Origin of the sequence: Aureimonas ureilytica DSM 18598 = NBRC 106430 (genome assembly GCF_000382705.1) — a bacterium.
Lineage (GTDB): Bacteria > Pseudomonadota > Alphaproteobacteria > Rhizobiales > Rhizobiaceae > Aureimonas > Aureimonas ureilytica.
The window spans coordinates 53,177-73,439 of record NZ_ARQE01000002.1; the positions used below are offsets into that span (position 1 = coordinate 53,177).

15 protein-coding genes are annotated in these 20,263 nt (G+C 65.9%); 11 read left to right on the top strand and 4 right to left on the bottom strand.

Features of this window, described 5'->3' with window-relative positions:
• Position 1: 1 nt before the first annotated feature.
• Positions 2-2,110, bottom strand: coding sequence for an ATP-dependent DNA helicase RecG (recG, locus tag B146_RS0104095; protein ID WP_019995145.1), 2,109 nt, complete (start codon positions 2,108-2,110; stop codon positions 2-4).
• A 153-nt stretch (positions 2,111-2,263) separates the two neighbouring features.
• Between recG and B146_RS0104100 the strand changes: the two genes are divergently transcribed.
• Positions 2,264-2,560, top strand: a complete 297-nt coding sequence (locus tag B146_RS0104100; RefSeq protein ID WP_019995146.1) for an FAD assembly factor SdhE — start codon at positions 2,264-2,266, stop codon at positions 2,558-2,560.
• Positions 2,557-6,069: a transcription-repair coupling factor gene (mfd, locus tag B146_RS0104105; RefSeq protein WP_019995147.1), complete on the top strand. Its 3,513-nt coding sequence runs from the start codon at positions 2,557-2,559 to the stop codon at positions 6,067-6,069. Before B146_RS0104100 ends, mfd begins: the two co-directional genes overlap by 4 nt.
• A 15-nt stretch (positions 6,070-6,084) precedes the next feature.
• Here the strand turns inward: mfd and B146_RS0104110 are convergent, their stop codons facing one another.
• The gene (locus B146_RS0104110; protein WP_051091500.1) at positions 6,085-7,947 is read right to left on the bottom strand and encodes an extracellular solute-binding protein; all 1,863 of its coding nucleotides are present in this window, start codon (positions 7,945-7,947) and stop codon (positions 6,085-6,087) included.
• A 260-nt stretch (positions 7,948-8,207) separates the two neighbouring features.
• On the opposite strand from B146_RS0104110, the gene B146_RS0104115 reads away from it, so the two are divergent.
• Positions 8,208-8,762 (top strand): invasion associated locus B family protein, encoded by a 555-nt coding sequence (locus tag B146_RS0104115; RefSeq protein ID WP_407638543.1) that lies wholly within the window; start codon positions 8,208-8,210, stop codon positions 8,760-8,762.
• Positions 8,763-8,860: 98 nt separating this feature from the next.
• Here the strand turns inward: B146_RS0104115 and hspQ are convergent, their stop codons facing one another.
• Both hspQ and B146_RS0104125 read right to left on the bottom strand, forming a co-directional pair.
• Complete coding sequence (gene hspQ, locus B146_RS0104120) at positions 8,861-9,199, bottom strand: heat shock protein HspQ (protein WP_019995150.1); 339 nt, start codon at positions 9,197-9,199, stop codon at positions 8,861-8,863.
• A gap of 60 nt (positions 9,200-9,259) precedes the next feature.
• The gene (locus B146_RS0104125) at positions 9,260-10,477 is read right to left on the bottom strand and encodes a UbiH/UbiF family hydroxylase (protein WP_051091501.1); all 1,218 of its coding nucleotides are present in this window, start codon (positions 10,475-10,477) and stop codon (positions 9,260-9,262) included.
• 134 nt (positions 10,478-10,611) lie between these two features.
• On the opposite strand from B146_RS0104125, the gene pcsA reads away from it, so the two are divergent.
• From pcsA to pelF, 8 genes are all read left to right on the top strand, one after another.
• Entirely contained in the window at positions 10,612-11,361 is a 750-nt protein-coding gene (gene pcsA, locus B146_RS0104130) for a phosphatidylcholine synthase (RefSeq protein WP_051091502.1), read from the top strand.
• Positions 11,361-12,335 carry a quinone oxidoreductase family protein gene (locus B146_RS0104135; protein WP_019995153.1) on the top strand — a complete coding sequence of 325 codons (975 nt, stop codon included), beginning with the start codon at positions 11,361-11,363 and terminating at the stop codon, positions 12,333-12,335. The genes pcsA and B146_RS0104135 overlap by 1 nt, the downstream gene beginning before the upstream one ends.
• A 25-nt stretch (positions 12,336-12,360) precedes the next feature.
• A complete protein-coding gene (locus B146_RS25015) occupies positions 12,361-13,611 on the top strand; it encodes an acyltransferase family protein (protein ID WP_019995154.1) in 1,251 nt (416 codons plus the stop codon).
• A 270-nt stretch (positions 13,612-13,881) separates the two neighbouring features.
• A complete protein-coding gene (locus B146_RS0104145) occupies positions 13,882-16,140 on the top strand; it encodes a polysaccharide deacetylase family protein (RefSeq protein WP_019995155.1) in 2,259 nt (752 codons plus the stop codon).
• Positions 16,137-17,510: a tetratricopeptide repeat protein gene (locus B146_RS0104150; protein WP_019995156.1), complete on the top strand. Its 1,374-nt coding sequence runs from the start codon at positions 16,137-16,139 to the stop codon at positions 17,508-17,510. The genes B146_RS0104145 and B146_RS0104150 overlap by 4 nt, the downstream gene beginning before the upstream one ends.
• Complete coding sequence (locus tag B146_RS0104155; RefSeq protein ID WP_019995157.1) at positions 17,507-18,094, top strand: hypothetical protein; 588 nt, start codon at positions 17,507-17,509, stop codon at positions 18,092-18,094. The genes B146_RS0104150 and B146_RS0104155 overlap by 4 nt, the downstream gene beginning before the upstream one ends.
• 44 nt (positions 18,095-18,138) lie before the next feature.
• Positions 18,139-18,747, top strand: coding sequence for a hypothetical protein (locus B146_RS0104160; RefSeq protein WP_019995158.1), 609 nt, complete (start codon positions 18,139-18,141; stop codon positions 18,745-18,747).
• Positions 18,744-20,261, top strand: a complete 1,518-nt coding sequence (pelF, locus tag B146_RS25020) for a GT4 family glycosyltransferase PelF (RefSeq protein WP_019995159.1) — start codon at positions 18,744-18,746, stop codon at positions 20,259-20,261. Before B146_RS0104160 ends, pelF begins: the two co-directional genes overlap by 4 nt.
• The last annotated feature ends 2 nt before the right edge of the window (positions 20,262-20,263 follow it).

A 20,263-nucleotide genomic window follows, 5' to 3' on the forward strand; every position in this document is an offset into this window, starting at 1 on the left:
CTCAGCCGGCGCGCAGGAGCTTGATCGCGTCGTCCTTGCCGAAGAGGTAGAGGAGGGCGCGCACGGCCTCGCCGCGCCGGCTGGTCAGGTCCGGGTCCGTCGCGATCAGGAGCCGCGCGTCGTCGCGCGCGGATTCCATAAGATCGGCATGGGCTTCGAGATCGGCGATGCGGAAGCTCTGCATACCGGATTGCCTTGTGCCCAGAAGATCGCCCTCGCCACGCAGCTTCAGGTCTTCCTCGGCGATCCGGAACCCGTCCTCGGTCTCGCGCATGACGGCAAGCCGCGCCTTGGCGGTTTCGCCGAGCGGCGCGCGGTAGAGAAGCACGCAGGACGAAGGTTTTTCGGCCCGCCCGACGCGCCCGCGCAGCTGGTGAAGCTGCGACAGGCCGAAGCGCTCGGCATGTTCGATGACGATGATCGACGCATCCGGCACGTCGACGCCGACTTCGATCACCGTCGTCGCCACAACGATGCGTGTCTTGCCGGACTTGAAGTCGGCCATGGCGGCGTCCTTTTCCGGGCCGCTCATGCGCCCGTGAACGAGCCCGACATGATCGCCGAAGAACTGGCGCAGAACCTCGGCCCGCTCCTCGGCCGCCGTCAGGTCGCTCGTCTCGGTCTCCTCCACGAGGGGGCAGACCCAATAGAGCTTCTCCCCGTCGTCGATGGCTTTGCCCGCGCGCGCGACGATCTCTTCCAGCCGGTCGAAGGACACGGCGACGGTGGTGATCGGCTTGCGACCCGCCGGCTTGCCGTAAAGACGCGAGACGTCCATGTCGCCGAACGCGGCGAGCACGAGCGTGCGCGGGATCGGCGTCGCCGTCATCACGAGGAGATCGGGCGACTTGCCCTTGCGCGTCAGGCTGAGGCGCTGCTCGACGCCGAACCGATGCTGCTCATCCACCACGACGAGGCCGAGATCGCGATAAACGACATCGTCCTGAAAGAGCGCATGGGTGCCGACGATGATGTCGATTTCGCCCGAAGCGATCGCGGCAAGCTTGCCCTCGCGCGTTCGGCCGTTGTCGCGACCCGTGAGAAGCGCGATCGAGAGGCCGGCCGCGTCGCAGAAGCGCGACAGGCCGGCGAAGTGCTGGCGGGCGAGGATTTCGGTCGGCGCCAGAAGGGCCGACTGCGCGCCCGATTCCTTGGCGGCCGCCATGGCGAGCAGCGCGACGACGGTTTTGCCCGCGCCGACATCGCCCTGAAGAAGCCGCACCATGCGATCGGGGCTCGCCATGTCCGCGTAGATTTCCGCAAGGGCCTGGCTCTGCCCAGGCGTGAGTTGAAACGGCAACGAGCGTTCGGCGCGGGCACGAATCGCACCGTCGGTGCCAAGCGAGCGCCCGGCCTCCTGCTTCATGCGACGGCGCGACAGGGCGAGCGCGAGCTGACTGGCCAGGAATTCGTCATAGGCAAGCCGCCGCCGCGCCGGATTGGCCGGATCGAGTTCCTTGGGGTCCTGCAACTTGTGCAGGCTCTCCAGCGACGCACGGAACGGCGGGAACGCCTCGCGCTTCAGAATGCTGGGCTCGATCCATTCCTCGAGATCGGGCAGCTTTTCCAGCGCATTGGCGACGCCGCGCCGCAGGACCTTGGGCGAAAGGCCCGCCGTCATCGGATAGACCGGCTCGACCAGCGGCAGGCTCTCGGCATCCTCGGCGCTGCCGACGAAATCCGGATGGATCATCGACGCGCGACCGTTGAACCGATCTACCTTGCCGGAGACGAGCAGCGTTTCGCCGAGCGGGAACAGCTTTTCCAGCCATTGCGACTGCGCGCGGAAATAGGTGAGGGCAATCTCGCCCGAGGCGTCGTGCGCGATGACGCGGGTCGGCTGGTTGCGCGCTTCGCGCGAGGGGAACTGGTAGTGGTCGATCCGCACTTCGAGCGTCACGATGACGCCGTCCGGCGCGGAGGCGATCTGCTCGCGGCGACGGCGGTCGATCGCGCCGCTCGGCAGGTGGAAGAGGAGGTCGCGCACCTTGGCGACGCCGGCGGCGCCCGGCGGCGCGACGAGCCCGCCGATCAGAACGGACACCTTCGGCCCGACGCCGTTCAGCGTCGAGACGGAGGCGAAGAGCGGGTCGAGAATCGATGGGCGCATGAGCGGATGTTTATCGTCTGTTCTCTTTTGCGCATAGGCTGACAGGCCGGGACGCGGCAACTATATAGGGACGCAAGCCGAAACGAACCTTGGCCAAAAGGATCGTCGTTCGGCCGAACCCATTTGTGAATTCGAAACAAGCGGACGATCGCGATGACCGGAACCACACGCTCCTCCAGCGATCTCGACCCGCGTCGGCGCAAGGCCCTGTTCCGGTCCTGGCACCGCGGAACGCGGGAGATGGATCTGGTTCTCGGCCGCTTCGCCGATGCCGAGATCGGCTCGCTCAGCGACGAGGATCTGACCGTCTACGAGCATCTGATGGAAGCGCCGGACCGCGATCTCTTCTCTTGGCTGACCGGCACGGAGGCGACGCCGGCCAATTACGACACGCCGGTCTTCCAGCGCATCCGCACCTTCTACGCCCTGACGCAGATGGACGCCTCGTGAGCAGCCCGGCGGTTCTGAAGAAGGCGCTCGAAAAGGGCGTCGGCCTTCGCATCGGCAATGTCCTCGACGGCTACGAGCCCTTTCTCCTGGCCGAGATCGCGCGCGCGCGCGGCAAGGACAAGCCGATCGTCTTCGTCATGCGCGACGGCAATCGCATGGGCGAGATCGAGGACGCGCTGCGCTTCGTCGCGCCCGAGCTTCCGGTTCTCTCGCTGCCCGCCTGGGACTGCCTTCCCTACGACCGCGTCGGCCCTTCGTCGGAAGCGGCGGCGCGCCGCCTTTCGGCCATGTCGTCCATCGTGGCGCTCCAGCGCGATCCGCATCGCGCGTTGATCCTGACCAGCGCCAACGCGCTCCTGCAGAAGATGCCGCCGCGCAAGGTTCTGTCGGAAGAGACGATCTCGGCGCGCGCCAGTGGCCGCATCGCCATGGAGCAGATCGTCCAAGTGCTCGGGCGAGGCGGCTTCGAGCGCGTGACGACGGTGCGCGAGCGCGGCGAATTCGCGGTGCGCGGCGGCATTCTCGATCTCTTCGCGCCGGGCGACGACGAGCCGGTGCGGCTCGACTTCTTCGGCGACACGCTGGAATCCATCCGCTCCTTCGATCCGGCGACGCAGCGCACGACCGGCCAGCGCAAGAGCTTCGAGCTCGCGCCGGTGTCGGAAGTCTCGTTGAAGGACGAGACGATCTCGCGGTTCCGCTCGAACTACGTGAAGCGCTTCGGCGCCCCGGCTCGCAACGACGCGCTCTATACATCCGTCAGCGAGGGGCGGCGTTTCTCCGGCATGGAGCATTGGCTGCCGCTCTTCTACGAGAGCGTCGAGACGCTGTTCGACTACACGCATGGCTTCCCCCTCGTCCTCGATCACCTCGTCTCCGAGGCGATCGGCGAGCGGCGCAAGCTGGTGCACGATTATTACGATGCGCGCCGACGCGGCGTCGCAGAGAACAGCGCGGAGGCGGTTCCCTACAATCCGCTCGGACCGCAGGAACTGTATCTCACGGAAGACGAGCTCGCGGGTGGGCTCGCCAGCGCCGATCCGGTTCGCCTTTCGTCCTATGCCGTGACGGATGCCGGCTTCCAGACCGACGTCGTCAATCTCGACATTCATCGCGGGCGCGACTTCGCCGCCGAGCGCCAGACCGGCGACGTGAACGTCTTCACGGCCGCCGTTGATCACATTTCGCGCCTTCGCGCGGACGGCAAGCAGGTCATCCTCGCCGCCTGGTCGGAAGGGTCGCGCGAGCGCCTGACGCAGGTCGTCGAGGAGCATGGGCTCGGCAACATCAAGCCGGTCGACACCCTGAAGCAGGCGCTGGATGCCGGCCGGCATATGGTGGCGACCGCGATCCTCGGCATCGAGGCCGGCTTCGAAACGGATCGCTTCGTCGTGGTCGGCGAGCAGGACATTCTCGGCGACCGCCTTGTTCGACGCGGACGGCGCAAGAAGCGCGGGTCGGACTTCATTTCCGAAGTCACGGGCCTCAACGAAGGCGATATCGTGGTCCATGTGGACCACGGCATCGGCAAGTTCGTGGGCCTGCGCACGATCGAGGCGATGGGCGCGCCGCACGACTGTCTGGAACTGCGCTACGCCAATGACGACCGGCTCTTCCTGCCGGTCGAGAATATCGAGCTTCTGTCCCGCTATGGCGGCGAGGGCATGGAAGCGACGCTCGACAAGCTCGGCGGCGGCGCGTGGCAGGCCCGCAAGGCCAAGCTCAAGAAGCGCCTTCTCGACATGGCGGGCGGCCTCATCCGCATCGCGGCGGAGCGAGAAATGCGCGGCGCGCCCCGGCTTCTGCCGCCTGAAGGGCTCTGGGCCGAGTTCCAGGCGCGCTTTCCCTACGAGGAAACCGAGGATCAGCTTAACGCCATCGACGCGGTGGCCGACGATCTGGCGCAGGGCCGCCCGATGGACCGGCTCGTGTGCGGCGATGTCGGCTTCGGCAAGACCGAGGTCGCGCTGCGTGGCGCCTTCCTCGCGGCCATGAACGGCCTTCAGGTGGCGGTCGTCGTGCCGACGACGCTTCTCGCCCGCCAGCATTTCAAGACCTTCTCCGAGCGCTTCCGCGGCCTGCCGCTGAATGTCGCGCAGGCCTCGCGCCTCGTGACGACGAAGGAGCTGAACGAGGTCAAGAAGGGCGTCGCGGCCGGCACGGTGGACATCGTGGTCGGCACCCACGCGCTGCTCGGCAAGGGCATCACCTTCAAGAATCTCGGCCTTCTCATCATCGACGAGGAGCAGCATTTCGGCGTGAAGCACAAGGAACGGCTGAAGGAGCTGAAGTCGGACATTCACGTCCTGACGCTGTCGGCGACGCCCATTCCGCGCACGCTGCAACTGGCGCTGACGGGCGTGCGCGAGCTTTCGCTCATCACCACGCCCCCGGTGGACCGCATGGCGGTCCGCACCTTCGTCACCCCCTTCGACCCGCTCGTGGTGCGCGAAACGCTTCTGCGCGAGCGCTATCGCGGTGGTCAGAGCTTCTACGTCGCGCCGCGCCTCGCGGATCTCGCCGGGATCAAGGAGTTCCTGGACGAGCAGGTGCCCGAACTGAAGGTGGCCGTCGCGCACGGTCAGATGCCGGCGGGCGAACTCGACGACATCATGAATGCGTTCTACGAGGGCCAGTACGACGTGCTCCTCTCCACGACGATCGTGGAATCGGGCCTCGATATCCCGTCCGCCAACACGATGATCGTGCACCGCGCCGACATGTTCGGTCTGGCACAGCTCTACCAGCTGCGCGGCCGCGTCGGCCGGTCGAAGCAGCGCGCCTATGCGCTTCTGACGATCCCGGCCAACAAAACGCCAACGGCGGGCGCCGATCGCCGGCTCAAGGTGCTGCAGTCGCTCGACACGCTCGGCGCGGGTTTCCAGCTCGCCAGCCACGATCTCGACCAGCGTGGCGCGGGCAATCTCCTCGGCGACGAGCAGAGCGGCCATATCAAGGAGGTCGGCTTCGAGCTCTACCAGCAGATGCTGGAAGAGGCGGTGGCCGAGATGAAGGGCGTCGAGATCGAGACGGACGGCTCGTGGTCGCCGCAGATCTCGCTCGGCACGGCCGTGATGATCCCCGAGAGCTACGTGCCTGATCTGCAATTGCGCATGACGCTCTACCGGCGTCTGGCGGAGCTGGAGGATGCCCGCGAGATCGACGCGTTCGGCGCGGAGCTGATCGACCGTTTCGGCAAGCTGCCGGTCGAGGTCGAGCATCTCCTGAAGGTCGTGTTCATCAAGGCGCTCTGCCGCAAGGCCAATATCGAGAAGCTAGACGCCGGGCCGAAGGGCCTCGTGATCCAGTTCCGCGACAAGACCTTCGCCAACCCGGCGGCGCTCGTGCGCTATATCGGGGAGCAGGGTCCGGCGGCGAAGATCCGGCCCGACCAGTCCATCGTGCTCGCGCGCGTCTGGGAGAAGCCGGAGCAGCGTCTCAACGGGGCAGCCGGCATCGCGACGCAGCTCGCGCGTTTTGCCGAAGAAGGGCAGAAGAAGGCGGCTTGAGCCGCCTTCGCCCTCTCACTCGCTTTTCGGATCGCGCCAGAAGCTCGGCAGATAGAAGCCGGTGAGGGGCGTCACGCTGGGGTGCTGGATGAAACGCCAGCGCGCCAGCCATTGATCGCCGATATAGTAGAGCGGCACGACGTAATGTCCGCTGATCAACAGGCGGTCATAGGCGCGAACGGCCGACACGAAATCCTCGCGGGAATGGGCCGTCACCATGGCGCGGATCATCGCGTCCACGGCGGGGTTCGCGACGCCCGCATAGTTGAACGAGCCCGGCCGATCTCGCGCAGCAGAACCCCAGCGGTTCACCTGCTCGGCGCCCGGCGAGAGCGTGCCGGAAAAGGCCGAGACGATGATGTCGTAGTCGAAGCTCTGCTTGCGCTTCTGATATTGCGCGTCGTCCACCTGTCGCACATCCGCCTGAATGCCGACGCGCGCCAGCGTTCGGGCATAGGCGAGGGCGATCTTCTGCTGGTCGCTATACTGGACGAGAATTTCGAAGCGCAGCGGCCGGCCGTTCGGGCCGACCATGCGCCCGTCCTCGATACGATAGCCATCCGCCTGGAGGAGATCGATCGCCTTGCGCATGAGCGCGCGGTCGCTGCCCGATCCGTCGCTCACCGGCGGCTTCTCGGTTCCCTCCAGAGCGCCCGGCGTCACGTCGGCGAGATAGGGCGCGAGCAGCCGGCGCTCCGTCTCGTCGGCCGGGCGGCCGACGCTCGAGAGGTCCGAATTGTCGAAGAAGCTCGAAAGGCGCGTGTAGGACCCGTAGAACAGGTTCTCGTTCACCCACTCGAAATCGAACAGGAGCGCCAGCGCCTCGCGCACCTTCGCGTCCTCGAAGGGCGCACGGCGGGTGTTGAAGAAGAAGGCGTTGAGATTGGCCGGGCGGCCGGTCTTGAACACCTCCTTGACGATCCGCCCATCCTTGGCGGCCGGGAAGTCGTAGGCGGTCAGCCAATGCCGGGGGTTCGGCTGCTGGTAGATGTAGAGATAGGACAGGCCCTTCTTGAAGGCCTCGAACTGGGCGTTATGATCGCGGTAATATTCGACGGTGATCTCGTCGTAATTGTCCATGCCGCGCTTGGTCGGCAGATCCTTGGCCCAGTAGTTCGGATTGCGCCGATAGGTGATGCGCTGGCCGGGCTCCACCCGGTCGATCAGATAGGGACCCGAGCCGACGAGCGGCTTCAGCGTCGTGTCCGCGATGGTCTTGGCGTCGAACTCGCCTTCCGGCAGGACCGGCAGGCCGGCGAGAAGAAGCGGCAGTTCGCGGTCGGCCTTCTCGTTGAAGGTGAAGCGCACGCCATGCTCACCGCGCTTTTCGACGCTCGCGACCTTGGACAGCCAGTTGGAATATTGCGGCCGCACCGACCCTTGCGTGCGCAGGAGATCGACCGTCGCCAGAACGTCCTCCGGCCGGATCGGGCGTCCGTCGGAGAAGCGCGCGGACGGATCGAGCTGGAATTCCACGAAGGTTCGATCCGGGTCGGTCTCGACCGTCTTCGCGATCAGGCCATAGAAGGTGAAGGGCTCGTCGGCCGAGCGCTGCATCAACGGCTCGAAAACGAGATTGCCGAATTCGGAATCGGCGAAGATGCCGCGTGCGGTGGTGAGCGCGCCGCGCACGCTGACCGGGTTCAGATTGTCGAAATCGCCGAACACGCCGTAGACCATCCGTCCGCCCTTGGGCGCATCCGGGTTGGCGTAGGGGAAGTGATCGAACCCGGAGCCGAGCTTCGGCTCGCCCTGCATCGCGATGCCGTGGGACGCTTGCGCCCACGCGCCGCCCGGCCCGAGCGGCAGCGCCAGCAGCGAAACGAGAACCGGAGCGGCAAGGCGAGGCAAGATTCGGACAAGGCTTCGCAATGGCATTCGACGGCAAACTCCTCGGCATTTCGCGGCGGAAACTATCGGTTTTGCAGCGCCTTGCCTACACCCTGCCAGCTCTCCGACAGGTTCGGGCAGGTCTTCAAACGGCCTCATTTGCAGAAGACCGCAGAGGCGTTTATTGCAGTCCGCGACCCGGATCGAGGCTCACGCCAAAGAAGGAAGATCAGACCGTGAGAACCCCTACCAAGAACATTCAGCAGGCGCTGGCTCTGGCTGGTCTGGCCGCTGTCGCCGGACTGGCGATGCCGGTTGCGAACGCCTCCGCCCAGCAGGTCCCGGCCGAGTGGTTCAAGGTCTGCTCGCCGCAGGGCGAGAACAACATCTGCAACACGCAGTACACTCTGATCGCCGACACCCGTCAGCTGATCACGGCGGTGAACCTCATCAACGTGACCGGCAAGGTGAATCAGAAGGTTCTCCAGGCCGTGGTGCCGACCGGCCGCGTCATTCCCGCCGGCGTCCAGATGCAGATCGACGAGAACAAGCCGCAGACCCTGAACTATTCGGTCTGCTTCCCGGATCGCTGCATCGCCGAGGCCGAGCTGTCCGACGCGCTCATCGCTTCGATGAAGAAGGGCAAGGTGCTCAAGGTCACCTCGATCAACTTCCAGCGCCAGCCGAACCCGATCTCCGTGACGCTCTCGGGCTTCACGCAGGCCTATGACGGCCCGGCCAAGGCCCAGCCGGAACTCGCGCAGCGCCAGCAGGAGCTCGACAAGGCCCTTCAGGGTCAGGCCGAAGCCCGCCGCCAGCGTTTCGAGGATGCGCAGAACAAGGCCAAGTCCGACCAGCAGTAAGCTGTCCGCGACGGCCCGACACACAAACGGCGGCCCTTGGGCCGCCGTTTTGCATTTTCGCCTTCGAAGGCGAGAAACGCCTCAAGGCGCCGAACCGCTCAGTTGCGGTGCAATTCCTTCAGGCGATAGGCGCCGTCGATCGGCCCATCGAACATGTCCGCCACCTGCGGATGGCGAACCGCAAGGCCGCTCTCGTCCGGAACGAGGTTCTGTTCCGAGACATAGGCGACATATTCGCTTTCCGCGTTTTCGGCGAAGAGGTGGTAGAAGGGCTGGTCCTTGCGCGGACGCACCTCAGCCGGGATCGACTGGTACCATTCTTCGGTGTTGTCGAACTCGGGATCGACGTCGAAGATCACGCCCCGGAACGGGAAGATCCGGTGCCGGACGATCTGTCCGATAAAGAAGCGGGCGGTCTGCGTGGAGCTTACGGTCATCGGTCGCGGTCTAGCTTTCAGCCATTTCCTTCGCAAGCGACAAGAACTTCATCTCGTTCCTCAAACCCGCGCGTCGCTCGAGCCACGGGCGCGAAACGGGCCACGCAGGCGAAGCGACGAGCCGGGCTCGATCCCCTCGCGCATGACGCTGCGTCGAAGAACCGGAACCCGCGAGAGGAGACCGACGCCGAGGCTGCGCGCGATCTGCACGGGCAGGAAACTCGATAGAAGCGAGCGGTTGAGAAGATCGACGGCGGCGGTGCGCGTCGCGACATCGCCGCTGCGCGCGCGCCCATAGGCCGTGATCAAGGCCTGCCCGCCCAGATCGTCGCGATGGCGGGTGGCGACCTCGATCAGGTCGGCGACGTCGCGCAGGCCGAGATTGAGGCCCTGCGCCCCGATGGGCGGGAAGACATGCGCCGCCTCGCCGATCAGCACGCTCCGCTCGGCGCCGAAGCGCGTGGCGCTCGCGCCCGACAGGGGAAAGGACTGCACGTCGCCATCGACCTCGACCGCGCCGAGGATCGAGTGCATCTTCTCCTCGATCATCCGCGACAGACGCTCGGGTCGGGCAGCGGTGATGAGTTCGGCGGTCTCGGGTCGCTCGACCCAGACAAGCGAGGAACGACGGCCGGGGAGCGGCACCTGCGTGAACGGGCCGGTCCGTGTGTGGAACTCGGTGGAAACGCCGTCGTGATCGCGCTGGTGGCGGAAGTTCAGGACGATGGCGCTCTGCGGATAGGACCAGCTTCGCAGCGCGATGCCGGCCGCTTCGCGAACGCGCGAACGCCGCCCGTCCGCCCCGACGACGAGGCTTGCGCGCACGCTCGCGCCCGAGCTCAGCGAAAGATGGGCATGGTCCGCCGAGGTCTCGATGCTCTCCAGCGCGTCCGGCAGAATGGTCAGCCGGTCGCCGAGATTCTCGGTCGCTTCGCGCAGAATGGCCATTAGGTCGGCGTTCAGGATATTGATGCCGAACCCATCCCGATCGATCTCGCTGGCGTGAAACTCGGCATTGGGTGCGCGAAAAAGGCGCATCGTATCGTCCACGATCCGCATGACGCGCAACGGCTCGCCGGCGGCTTCGATCGCTTCGGAAAGCCCGCACCGGCCGAGGAAGTCGAGCGAAGAGCCGATCAAGGCCGTGGACCGGCGGTCCTGCGGGGCGGGCGGTGCGATCAGAACCGTGTCGAACCCGGCCTTCGCCAGACCGATCGCCGCGCTGGTGCCGGCCAATCCGCCTCCGATCACGGCCACTTCACGACGGAGTGTCGACATGGATTCCTCGTCTTTCCGATGGTCAGGCACGCAACGCACTGTATCTCTTTTCAGTGTTTTAACGAGATACGGCCTTTCGGACGGATGACAATCCTATGTCGCCTGCGTTAGGCAGCGGAAATGGAATTCAGAGCGTGGCGGACGACGTGACATCGGGTTTTGGACATTGGCGCGCGTTCTCCGTTCACCTTTTGACGGCGAGCGGCGCATTCTGGGCGTTTCTGTCCATCATCGCGGCGGCGGAACAGAACTGGGTCCACATGTTCGCGTGGCTCGGCCTCGCCTTGTTCGTGGACGGGATCGACGGGCCGATCGCGCGCCGCATCGATATCAAGAACGTCCTTCCCAATTGGTCGGGCGACATGCTCGACGCGATCATCGACTATTCGACCTATGTGCTGATCCCGGCGTTCGGGCTCTACCAGTCGGGCATCATCGGCCGGCCCTGGTCCTTCGTGGCGGCCGGGCTCATCGTCGTGACGAGCGCCGTCTATTACGCCGACATGCGCATGAAGACGAAGGACAACCATTTCCGGGGTTTTCCGGTCACGTGGAACATGGTCGTCTTCACTTTCTTCGTGGTGCAGCCGGATGATTGGGCGGCCTTCGCCTTCGTCGTCTTCTGCTCGGTCGCGACCTTCCTGCCGATCAAGTTTCTCCATCCCGTCCGCGTGGCGCGCTTCCGCACCTTCAATCTCATCGTCTTCGCGGCCTGGTCGGTGCTGGGCCTCATCGCGATCGGCTATGCGTTCGAGGCGCCGATGTGGGTTCGCACGGGCGTTCTCGTCACGGGTCTCTACCTGTTTGCGATCGGCGGCATCCTGCAGCTGATCGACAAGCTGACGGGCCGGCCCGAAGTCGCCGCGAAAGAGGAGCACGTCTGATGACCCATGCGATCGTTGTCGATGAAATCGGCGGACCCGAGGTCCTGAAGTGGCGGTCGGTCGAAAGCCGCCCGCTCGGCACCGGCGAAATCCGCGTCCGGCAGGAGGCCATCGGCCTCAACTTCATCGACGTCTACTTCCGCGATGGCACCTACAAGGCGCCGAAGTTCCCATTCGTCCCGGGAAAGGAAGGCGCCGGCGAGGTCATCGAGCTGGGGCCGGACGTGTCGGGCATCGCGCTGGGTGACCAGGTCGCCTATTGCGGCATCGACGGCGCCTATGCCGAAGAGGTGGTGCTGCCGGCCGCGCAGGCTCTCGTCCTGCCGGAGGGCGTGGACACGCGAACGGCGGCCGCCATGATGCTGAAGGGCATGACGGCCGAGTATCTGCTGCGCCAGACCTTTCCCGTCCGCCCGGGCCACACGGTTCTGATCCATGCGGCGGCCGGCGGCGTCGGCCTGATCGCGGGCCAGTGGGCCAAGCATCTCGGCGCGCGCGTCATCGGCACGGCGGGGTCGGACGAGAAATGCGCGCTCGCGCTGGAGCATGGCTACGACCACGTCATCAACTACCGCAGCGCCGACTTCGTGGCGGCGGTGGCCGATCTGACGGATGGGCGCAAATGCGACGTGGTCTACGATTCGGTCGGCCGCGATACGTTCCCGCAAAGCCTCGACTGCCTGCGCCGTCGCGGGATGTTCGTCAGCTTCGGGCAGTCGTCCGGCAAGATCGCGCCCTTCGACATCGGCATTCTCAACCAGAAGGGTTCGCTCTTCATGACGCGGCCGAGCCTATTCGGCTACACGGCAACGCGCGAGGAGCTCCAGGCCTGCGCCGGTGCCCTGTTCGACGTGGTTCGCAGCGGCGCGGTGAAGATCCGCATCAATCAGACCTTCCCGCTCCGCGAGGCGGCCAAGGCCCACGAGACTCTGGAAGCGCGAGGCACCACCGGCGCGTCGATCCTGACCGTCTAGCTCGCCGCCAGAGAGAAGCCACTTCGTGCCCTCCATTCCGACCGACACGGCGCGCGCGGAAGCGCTTCCCGCCTATCAGGATCCGCGCGTTCGGAACCGGAATCTGCAATGGATGCGCGCGCTCGCCGCGCTCTTCGTGCTTCTCTACCATGCGAGCGTCTATCTCGGCCAAGTCGTCGGGGACGCGTCTTTCCTGCGCGTCTTCGACGGGCGGTTCGGGCTGATCGGGGTTGCGATCTTCTTCGCGACCTCCGGCTATCTCATGGCCGAGATCCTGCCCAAAGCCGATCCCTGGCGTTTCCTCCTGCACCGGGTCGTGCGCATCTACCCGATCTTCTTCGTGGTGCTCCTGTCGCTGCTCCTGGTACGGCGGCGGCTCGGCGAGGTGGACCTGTGGGCAGTTACGCTCGTGCCGGTGGGCGAGGGGCGCATCTACTATCTCGGCGTGGAATGGACGCTCCTGTTCGAGACGACCTTCTACGTGTTCCTGTTTCTGTGCAGTCTGGCCGGGTTGCGTCATAAGCTTCCGTGGATCGCCGGTTTGTGGCTGGTCGTGATCGCCATCGGAACGGTGCTTTTCAGCAGCCTGCAACCGACCCTCACGCCGAAGATCGAGTTCCTGCCGCTGATGGCGGTCAACTCGGCCTTCGCGCTCGGCCTTCTTATTCCGCATCTGCGGGACCGCGGCCTCTTTCAGCCCGCCGCCGCGACCCTGGCGGTTGGCTTCATCCTGCTCCTCAGCATTTTCCCGTTCGGCTACGATCGCTGGCTGGCCTCCTTCGCGGCGGTGCTCCTGGTCGGGCTCGTCGCCTCGCACCGTCCTCGCCAGGATGGGCGCCCCGGCCTCGTCTCGCGCCTGGCGGACCGATACGGCGATTGGAGCTACGCCCTTTATCTCTGCCATGCACCGCTCGTTGTCGCGATCTACCTGAAGCATCCCCCGCTGCCGAGCTGGGGCCTGTGGACGCTCGCCGTCCTCGTTCCGCTCGCCGTCGCCGTGCCATACGGCCTCTTGGATCTCGCGCTGTACCGGCGTCTCAAGGGCTGGGTGGATCGAAGCAGCCAGACCACCTGCACGCTAATGGCATGCGCTTACACGGCCTTCTTCATCGCCGTCGCCGCGACAGCGTCGCTCGTCGGCACCGGCCCGACGCCGATCCTGACGCGCCAGCCGGTGGCCAAGCCCGTCCCGCCACCAGCGGAAACCGCCGTGCCGACGCTCATACCCGAGCCCGCGACGCCGCAACCGCCCACGCCGGAAACGACACGTCCTTAGGGCGCGATGTCCTCTCTACCGAGGTGACGTAGCGGCGGATCCAATTTCAGGCGCTGCGCCGACAGGCTCCGAACATAGACATGTCCCACGGGCACCGTTTCATGATGGCACTCCTTTTCGACTGAGGCGCGCGGGCTTCCGGATATTGGTCGAAACTGGGTATCAAACTGAGAAGTTTAAGCAATTCGATTTGATGCTCGCCCTCTTTGCGGGGACCGATTGATCCATTAAGAGTTTGTTCAGCAAACTGCTCTTGAGAGATCGCGAACCATGCGCCTTTTCGCGCTGGCCATGGCTGTTTTCCTGCTCGTCCCCATGGCAGCCTTCGCTGCCGGGCCAAAGGGCGATTCCGTCAAACGCGAAGTCCTGGGTCTCTACGACAGCGCTTTCGAAGAGACGCCCACCGACACGATGCTCCACACGAACGTGGAGATGCCGCTCAACCATCTCGGCTATATCCTGCGCTACCACGATCTGCGTCAGGGCCCGCCGCCGAGGGAACTCGCCGAGCGCGCGGTGGCTGTCGTCACCATGTTCACCTACGAGGTCGGCGATCCCCGCGCCTTTCTGACATGGCTGGAACAATCAGCCGACATCGTGCCTCGTTTCATCTCGATGGGACAGATCGGCGCGAACCTGACGGAAGCCAATATCCTGCGCGCGAACCGCGTGTTCGAGCGGCTCGGCCTGCGTATCGTGTCGGACTACGTCCCGAACTTCATCGCAGCCAACGTCGTCACGTTGGATCGAAGCCTCATCGGCTTCGAAAGCCAGGTCGACCCCCTCCCGCCGGGACACCCCGTTGTGGTGCGGGCGGGTGAGGGCGCCAATGTCGCGCTGGAATACGAGACGGATCGTCCCGGCGGAGCCTTGCGCAGCATTGTCGTGGCGACGGGGCCGGGCGGCGGCTATGTCGCGGGCGGCTTCGCGCAATCCTTCGACGAGGCGCTCAATCTCAAGCGCTGGATCATCGATCCGTTCGAGTTCCTCCAGCGCGCGCTTGGCGGACCGGATTTTCCGGTGCCCGATACGACGACCCTCTCCGGTCGTCGCATCTATTTCAGCCATGTCGATGGCGATGCCTGGAACAATCTGTCCTACGCTTCGATCGACATGTCGAAGCCTCAGCCCTCCAGCGAGGTCATGCTGGAGCGCCTGATCCGACCCTATCCCGATCTGCCGGTGAGCGTCGGAATCGTGGGCGGCGACATCGATCCCGAGATGGGCGGCGGTGAGGCGGCGGCGAAGGTCGCCAAGGCGATCTACGCGCTGCCGCAGGTGGAAGTGGCGAGCCACACGATGACGCATCCCTTTTTCTGGGAGTTCTTCGATCCTTACGATCGCGAACGTGAGCTGAAACTGATCGAGGAAGTGTCGCCCCGCGCAAACGGCTTGGTCGAGACCCTGACCTCCGCCCTGAAGCTGACGCCATCGGGCGCTTCGACACACAACCGTTTCGTCGCCGGTTCCAACGACCTGCCGCGCGCCTATCTGCGCGATCCCTTCAGCTTCGAGACGGAGATCGGCGGTGCGTTGAAGCTTGCCGAAGGTCTGGCGCCCGCGGGCAAGAAGGCTGCGCTCTATCTTTGGAGCGGCGATACGCATCCGACCGAGACCGCCATACGCGCCACACGTGAAGCGGGCGTGCGCAACATGAATGGTGGCGACGTGCGTTTCGACACGCACCGCCCTTCGATCGGCTATGTGGCGCCGCTGTCGCGCACGGTCGGCCGCGAGCGGCAGATCTATTCGGTCAACAGCAACGAGAACAACTACACCGAGCTGTGGACGAACCATTTCTACGGCTTCCGCAATGTGCGCGAAACCTTCGATCGCACCGGTGCGCCGCGCAGGCTCAAAGGCGTCAACGTCTACTACCACAGCTATTCCGCCGAGCGCCCGGCCGCGCTCGACGCCGTGCGCTACCATCTCGACTGGGCACGCACAGCGCGTCTCACGCCAATCCGCGCATCCCGCTACGCTGCGGCGGCGGACGGTTTCTTCTCGACCGAGATCACGCAGCTTTCTCTGGAGCGATGGACCGTGTCGAAGCGCGACGGTTTGGACACGGTGCGCTTCGACCGAGCCGATGAGCGTCAGGTGGACATGGCGGCGAGCATGGGGGTCCTCGGTTCGACGAGGAGCCAAGGCTCGCTCTACGTCTCGCTCGATCCCAGCGTGGCAGATGCCGTCGTCGCACTCGAACCGCGCCGCGATCCGGTGGAGGCGACGGACGCCCTCCATGCGTCGATGGTCGACAGCCGTTGGCTGGTGGAAACTCTCAAACGCGAGCCCGGCCGTGTTACCTTCCGCGCGGAAGGTTTCGGCCCGGGCGATTTCACATTCGAAAACCTGCCCGCGGAGCCCATGATCGTGACGGCGCGCGACGGCAAGACGCTGATCGCGGAGATCGAAATCGCTCCCAAACCCGCGCAGCCGGTCTCCTTCTCCCTGCCGGCAGGAACGCCGAGACCCATCGACGTCTCGATCGCCTGCGCGACGTCGCGCCATGCGGAGCGTCATCGATGACGCCGCTTCGTCTGACCCTCGGCCTCGGGATCGCTGCCGCGGTGGCGGCCGGATTTCTGATTCCCAGCACATCCGAGCGTCTCGCCATGCTGGCGCGCGACGGCCAGTTCAGCGCGGCGCTTCGCGAGGGTGACCGGGCGATCCGTTCGGGAAAGCACGATCCGAGAACGCTCGCCCGCCTCTTTCACATCAACAGCCTCGAAGGCGACCCGGAAACGGCACGGCGAGCGATCTTCGCCTATCTCGATCAGAAGCCGAACGACTCGTCGATGCTCTGGCGCGCCGCGGAATTTCTGGAGGAACAGGGCGACGTCGAAGGCCACATGGCCGTTCTCGCCAGACTGATCGATCGCACCGGCGCTCCGAACGCCATCGATCAACTTGCGAGCCTCTACCGCCTTCACGGGCGCTTCGCGGAAGAGCAGGACCTTCTGCTCGCCACCGATCCGGGCAAGCTGTCCGTGCCCATGCGCTGGCGAACAGCCGGTTTGCGGGTCCGTATCGGCGACTTGCCGGGCGCGGCCGCTCTCGTTCGCATGCTCGACGACGAGCCGGGCGCGACAGGGGCCGAGCAGCGGCCGCTCGCCTTCGAGATCCTGATGCGCGCGGGCGCTCCGGCCGAAGCCGGTCGGCGCGCCGAAGGCTGGCTCAAGACGGGCATGCTGGCGGACGAGCAGGCGCTCTACGTCCTCAACCTCGCGACAGCCGGAGCCGGGGATGCGGCGCTCGCTCTCGCCTTGCGGGACGGGCGGCAGGTGACCGATCGAGCGTCGCTTGCCTGGTCGCTCGGAACGCGCGGTCATTTCGATCTCGCGGAAGACTTGATCGATCGTTGGATGGCCGGCGGCAACCAGCGTCTGCTAGGGCGTGCGACGACGCTCTATGTCGATCTGGCTCTGTCCACCGGCTCGGTCGGACGGGTCTTGGCGCGGACGAGCGGGAAGCTGCGCTCGGACGATCCCGCGCTCCGGACTCAAGGCGCAAGGCTCGCGGCGACGCTTTTCGATCGCGCGGGCTACGCTTCGATCGCGTCCCTGCGCCCGCTCCTGACCGGGGAGGTCCTGGCCCGGGAACCCCTGTTCGGCGCCGCGCTGTCTCAGGCCGAGCGAAACGTCATGGCGGCACGCTACTTCCTGCGCAGCGCGAGCCTGGGCGAACTCGACGAGGCGGGCGCCCGCCTGTGGACAGCCATGGCCGAGGAACTTCTCGGGGCCGGCGAGACGCTCGACATCTTGCGGACCGCATGGCGTGCCGATGCCCTGTCGCCCGCGATGCTGGCCGAGATGCAGGGCGTCGCCCGCCGCAACCATCGCTTCGATCCCGCCTGGGCCGTGGTCGCTCGGCCGTCCCATGCAAGGCCCGGCGCATGAGAGCGGAACGTCCGTCCCCCGAACCGGCGAAGGCCGCGCGGACCGCGAACGTCTTCGCGCTCCGCCGCAGCCGGAAGGCTCAAAGCGCCTGGATCGTCGAAATGGCGATCCTCTTCGCTCTCCTGCTGGTTCTCGATCAGGCGATGCGGCCGAGCTTCGCGCTGCTGGACGTCGCTCCTCATCCGTTCTGGGCGCCCGTCATCGCCATGGCCGCTCTCTACGGCCTGATGGCGGGTCTGACGACCGCCGCCACGGCCACGCTTCTCCTGGCGTGGACGGCCCCGGCGCTCTCGCCGGCGATGGCCGACCATTTCCTGCAATGGATGCAGTTCTGGAAGGATCCCGTTCTGTGGCTTCTGGCCGCTCTCGCACTCGGCCTGCATTGCGACCGCGAAGCCGCGCAACGGTTGGAGCTGGAAGCGAGGGCGGCGGAGGCGGAGGCTCGCAGCGAGACCATCGCGGCCTACGCCACGACGCTGCGCTCGCAGATCGGTCGCTTGGAACGCGACGTCGCCCTGGCCGCCTCCAAACCCGCCGATCCGACACTCCATAACGATCATCCCATGTCGGAGGGGGCACAATGACCGCCTCGGTAGGGGCTGTCGCTCCGCGGGAGAAGCTTGGCTGGGTGAAGCGTTTCGGCCTGCTTTCGGTCGCGACGCTCCTGGCGGCCTCGCTGGACACGCTCCTGATCTGGGCGACTTACTTCGACTACATTCGGACGATCGTCCTCGTTCTTCTGCATCTCGTGCTCGCGGTAGCCGTGGGTTCGGCGACGAGCCGTCTTCTGGCGGACCAGACCCATGCCGTGCTGCTCGGTTGCGGGCTGGCGGTGATGGGGCCGTTCGGAGCGGCAGGCGCCCTCGTTGTCGCGCTCGCAGACCGGAGTTCGGCCGCGGGCCATCCCGAACTGGAGGACTGGTATCGCCGCCTGTCGGGCGAAGCGGAGCGCAACGCCTCCGAAATCATGCAGGCCGATATTCTGGAAGGGCGCGCCTACCGACCATCGCGCGTCGGCGCCGACAATTTCAGCAGAATTCTCGCGCATGGGACCGTGTCCGAACGGCAGGCGGTTCTGGGATTGCTGGTGCAGCATGACGAGCAAGGCTCGCTCGACCTGATGACGACCGCGCTTCGCAGCCCCGACGTCGCCGTTCGTGCCTCGGCGGCCGCCGCCGTGGCGCGCATGCGGGAGACCGCCGCCAGGACCGTGCCGACCCGAGAGGCGGTGCGATGACCGGCGTTTCCCCCTTCGATCGGACGCTCGGCCAGCCTCTCGACGTCTGTCTCGTGGTGGAGGGCTGTTATCCCCATATCGCGGGCGGTGTGTCCACTTGGGTGGACTGGCTGATCCGCTCCCTGCCGGAGGTGCGGTTCGGCGCCGTCTCGCTGGTCGCCCCGGTCGGAGACCGCACGGCCCGCTATCCCTTCCCGGACAATCTCCTGCAGTTTCAGGAAGTCGTCATGGGCGACCATCCGGCGCCGCGACGCGGCTGGAGCCAAAGCCTTGCGCCGTCCGCCGAACGGCTCGCCGGAGCGCTCGTGGCGTTCCTGAAAGAAGGACGCCTCACGACCCTTCGCGAGATCGTCGCCCTCGTGAACGATCCGAAGCGGCCCGTGCCGCTCTGGGCGCTCGAGCAGGGGCCTTATGCCTTCGAGCTCTGCCGCATCTCCTATCTGCAGCTCATGCCGCACGGCTCGTTCCGGGATTTCTTCTGGGCCTGGTCCTCGCTGATGGGCGGTCTCTTCGCCGTTCTCAAGGCGCCTCTGCCGGCCACGCGCGTCGTTCACACGATCTCGACAGGCTATGCCGGCTTGCTCGCCGCGCGCGCGGCTATCGAAGGCGCGAGCCGGGTCTTCATCACCGAGCATGGCATCTACACGAACGAGCGGCGGATCGAGATCCTCATGGCCGACTGGGTGGTGGACACGGTCGACAAGGGCCTGTCGATCCGCGATCAGCGCACCGACCTGCGCGATCTCTGGATCATGGCTTTCGAGAGCTATGCGCGCTGCTGCTACGAAGCCTGCGACGCGATCACCACCCTCTTCGGCGACAATCAGCCGATGCAGAAGGCGCTGGGCGCCGATCCCGAGCGTCTCCGGGTCATTCCGAACGGCATACCGGTCGAGCGCTTTTCCAGCATCGGGCCGGTGCCGTCGCAAGCGCGACCAACTGCGGCGCTGATCGGTCGCGTCGTCCCGATCAAGGACATCAAGACCTTCATCGAGGCGGCCGATCGGATGCGCCGGACGATTCCCGACGTCCATGCGGTGATCGCCGGTCCGGTGGACGAGGACCCGGCCTATGCAGCCGAGTGCCGCGAGATGGTGGCGCGGCGGGGGCTGGAGGAAACCGTATCCTTTCTTGGCCGCGTGGATGTGCGGGAGCTTCTCGCCGTCAGTCATGTCGTGGTACTGACGAGCCTCAGCGAAGCGCAGCCGCTGACCGTTCTCGAAGCCGGCGCCGCTGGCCGACCCTGCGTCACCACGAATGTCGGGGCCTGTCGCGAAATGATCGAAGGTGCGGGCAACGATCCGGCCTTCGAGGGACCGGGCGGCGTCGTTACCGACATTCTCGACGCCGAAGCCATCGCCGAAGCGGTCTCACGCCTCCTCGCCGACGCGGACCTGCGCCGCACGATGGGTGAGAACCTGCGCCGACGCGTCGCGCGAAGCTATGCGTCGGACCTTTCCGCCGATCGATACCGCGCGCTCTACGACCGCGCGCCTGCCACCAAGGCGGCTTGAAC

What these genes read in the sequence shown, in the direction of transcription:
- B146_RS0104100 (WP_019995146.1), top strand. Translation starts at nt 2,264, where the DNA reads ATGACCGGAACCACACGCTCCTCCAGCGATCTCGACCCGCGTCGGCGC.
- hspQ (WP_019995150.1), bottom strand. Translation starts at nt 9,199, where the DNA reads ATGACCGTAAGCTCCACGCAGACCGCCCGCTTCTTTATCGGACAGATC.
- B146_RS0104145 (WP_019995155.1), top strand. Translation starts at nt 13,882, where the DNA reads ATGCGCCTTTTCGCGCTGGCCATGGCTGTTTTCCTGCTCGTCCCCATG.
- B146_RS0104135 (WP_019995153.1), top strand. Translation starts at nt 11,361, where the DNA reads ATGACCCATGCGATCGTTGTCGATGAAATCGGCGGACCCGAGGTCCTG.
- B146_RS0104150 (WP_019995156.1), top strand. Translation starts at nt 16,137, where the DNA reads ATGACGCCGCTTCGTCTGACCCTCGGCCTCGGGATCGCTGCCGCGGTG.
- B146_RS0104110 (WP_051091500.1), bottom strand. Translation starts at nt 7,947, where the DNA reads ATGCCATTGCGAAGCCTTGTCCGAATCTTGCCTCGCCTTGCCGCTCCG.
- B146_RS0104115 (WP_407638543.1), top strand. Translation starts at nt 8,208, where the DNA reads ATGCCGGTTGCGAACGCCTCCGCCCAGCAGGTCCCGGCCGAGTGGTTC.
- pelF (WP_019995159.1), top strand. Translation starts at nt 18,744, where the DNA reads ATGACCGGCGTTTCCCCCTTCGATCGGACGCTCGGCCAGCCTCTCGAC.
- B146_RS0104125 (WP_051091501.1), bottom strand. Translation starts at nt 10,477, where the DNA reads ATGTCGACACTCCGTCGTGAAGTGGCCGTGATCGGAGGCGGATTGGCC.
- recG (WP_019995145.1), bottom strand. Translation starts at nt 2,110, where the DNA reads ATGCGCCCATCGATTCTCGACCCGCTCTTCGCCTCCGTCTCGACGCTG.
- B146_RS0104155 (WP_019995157.1), top strand. Translation starts at nt 17,507, where the DNA reads ATGAGAGCGGAACGTCCGTCCCCCGAACCGGCGAAGGCCGCGCGGACC.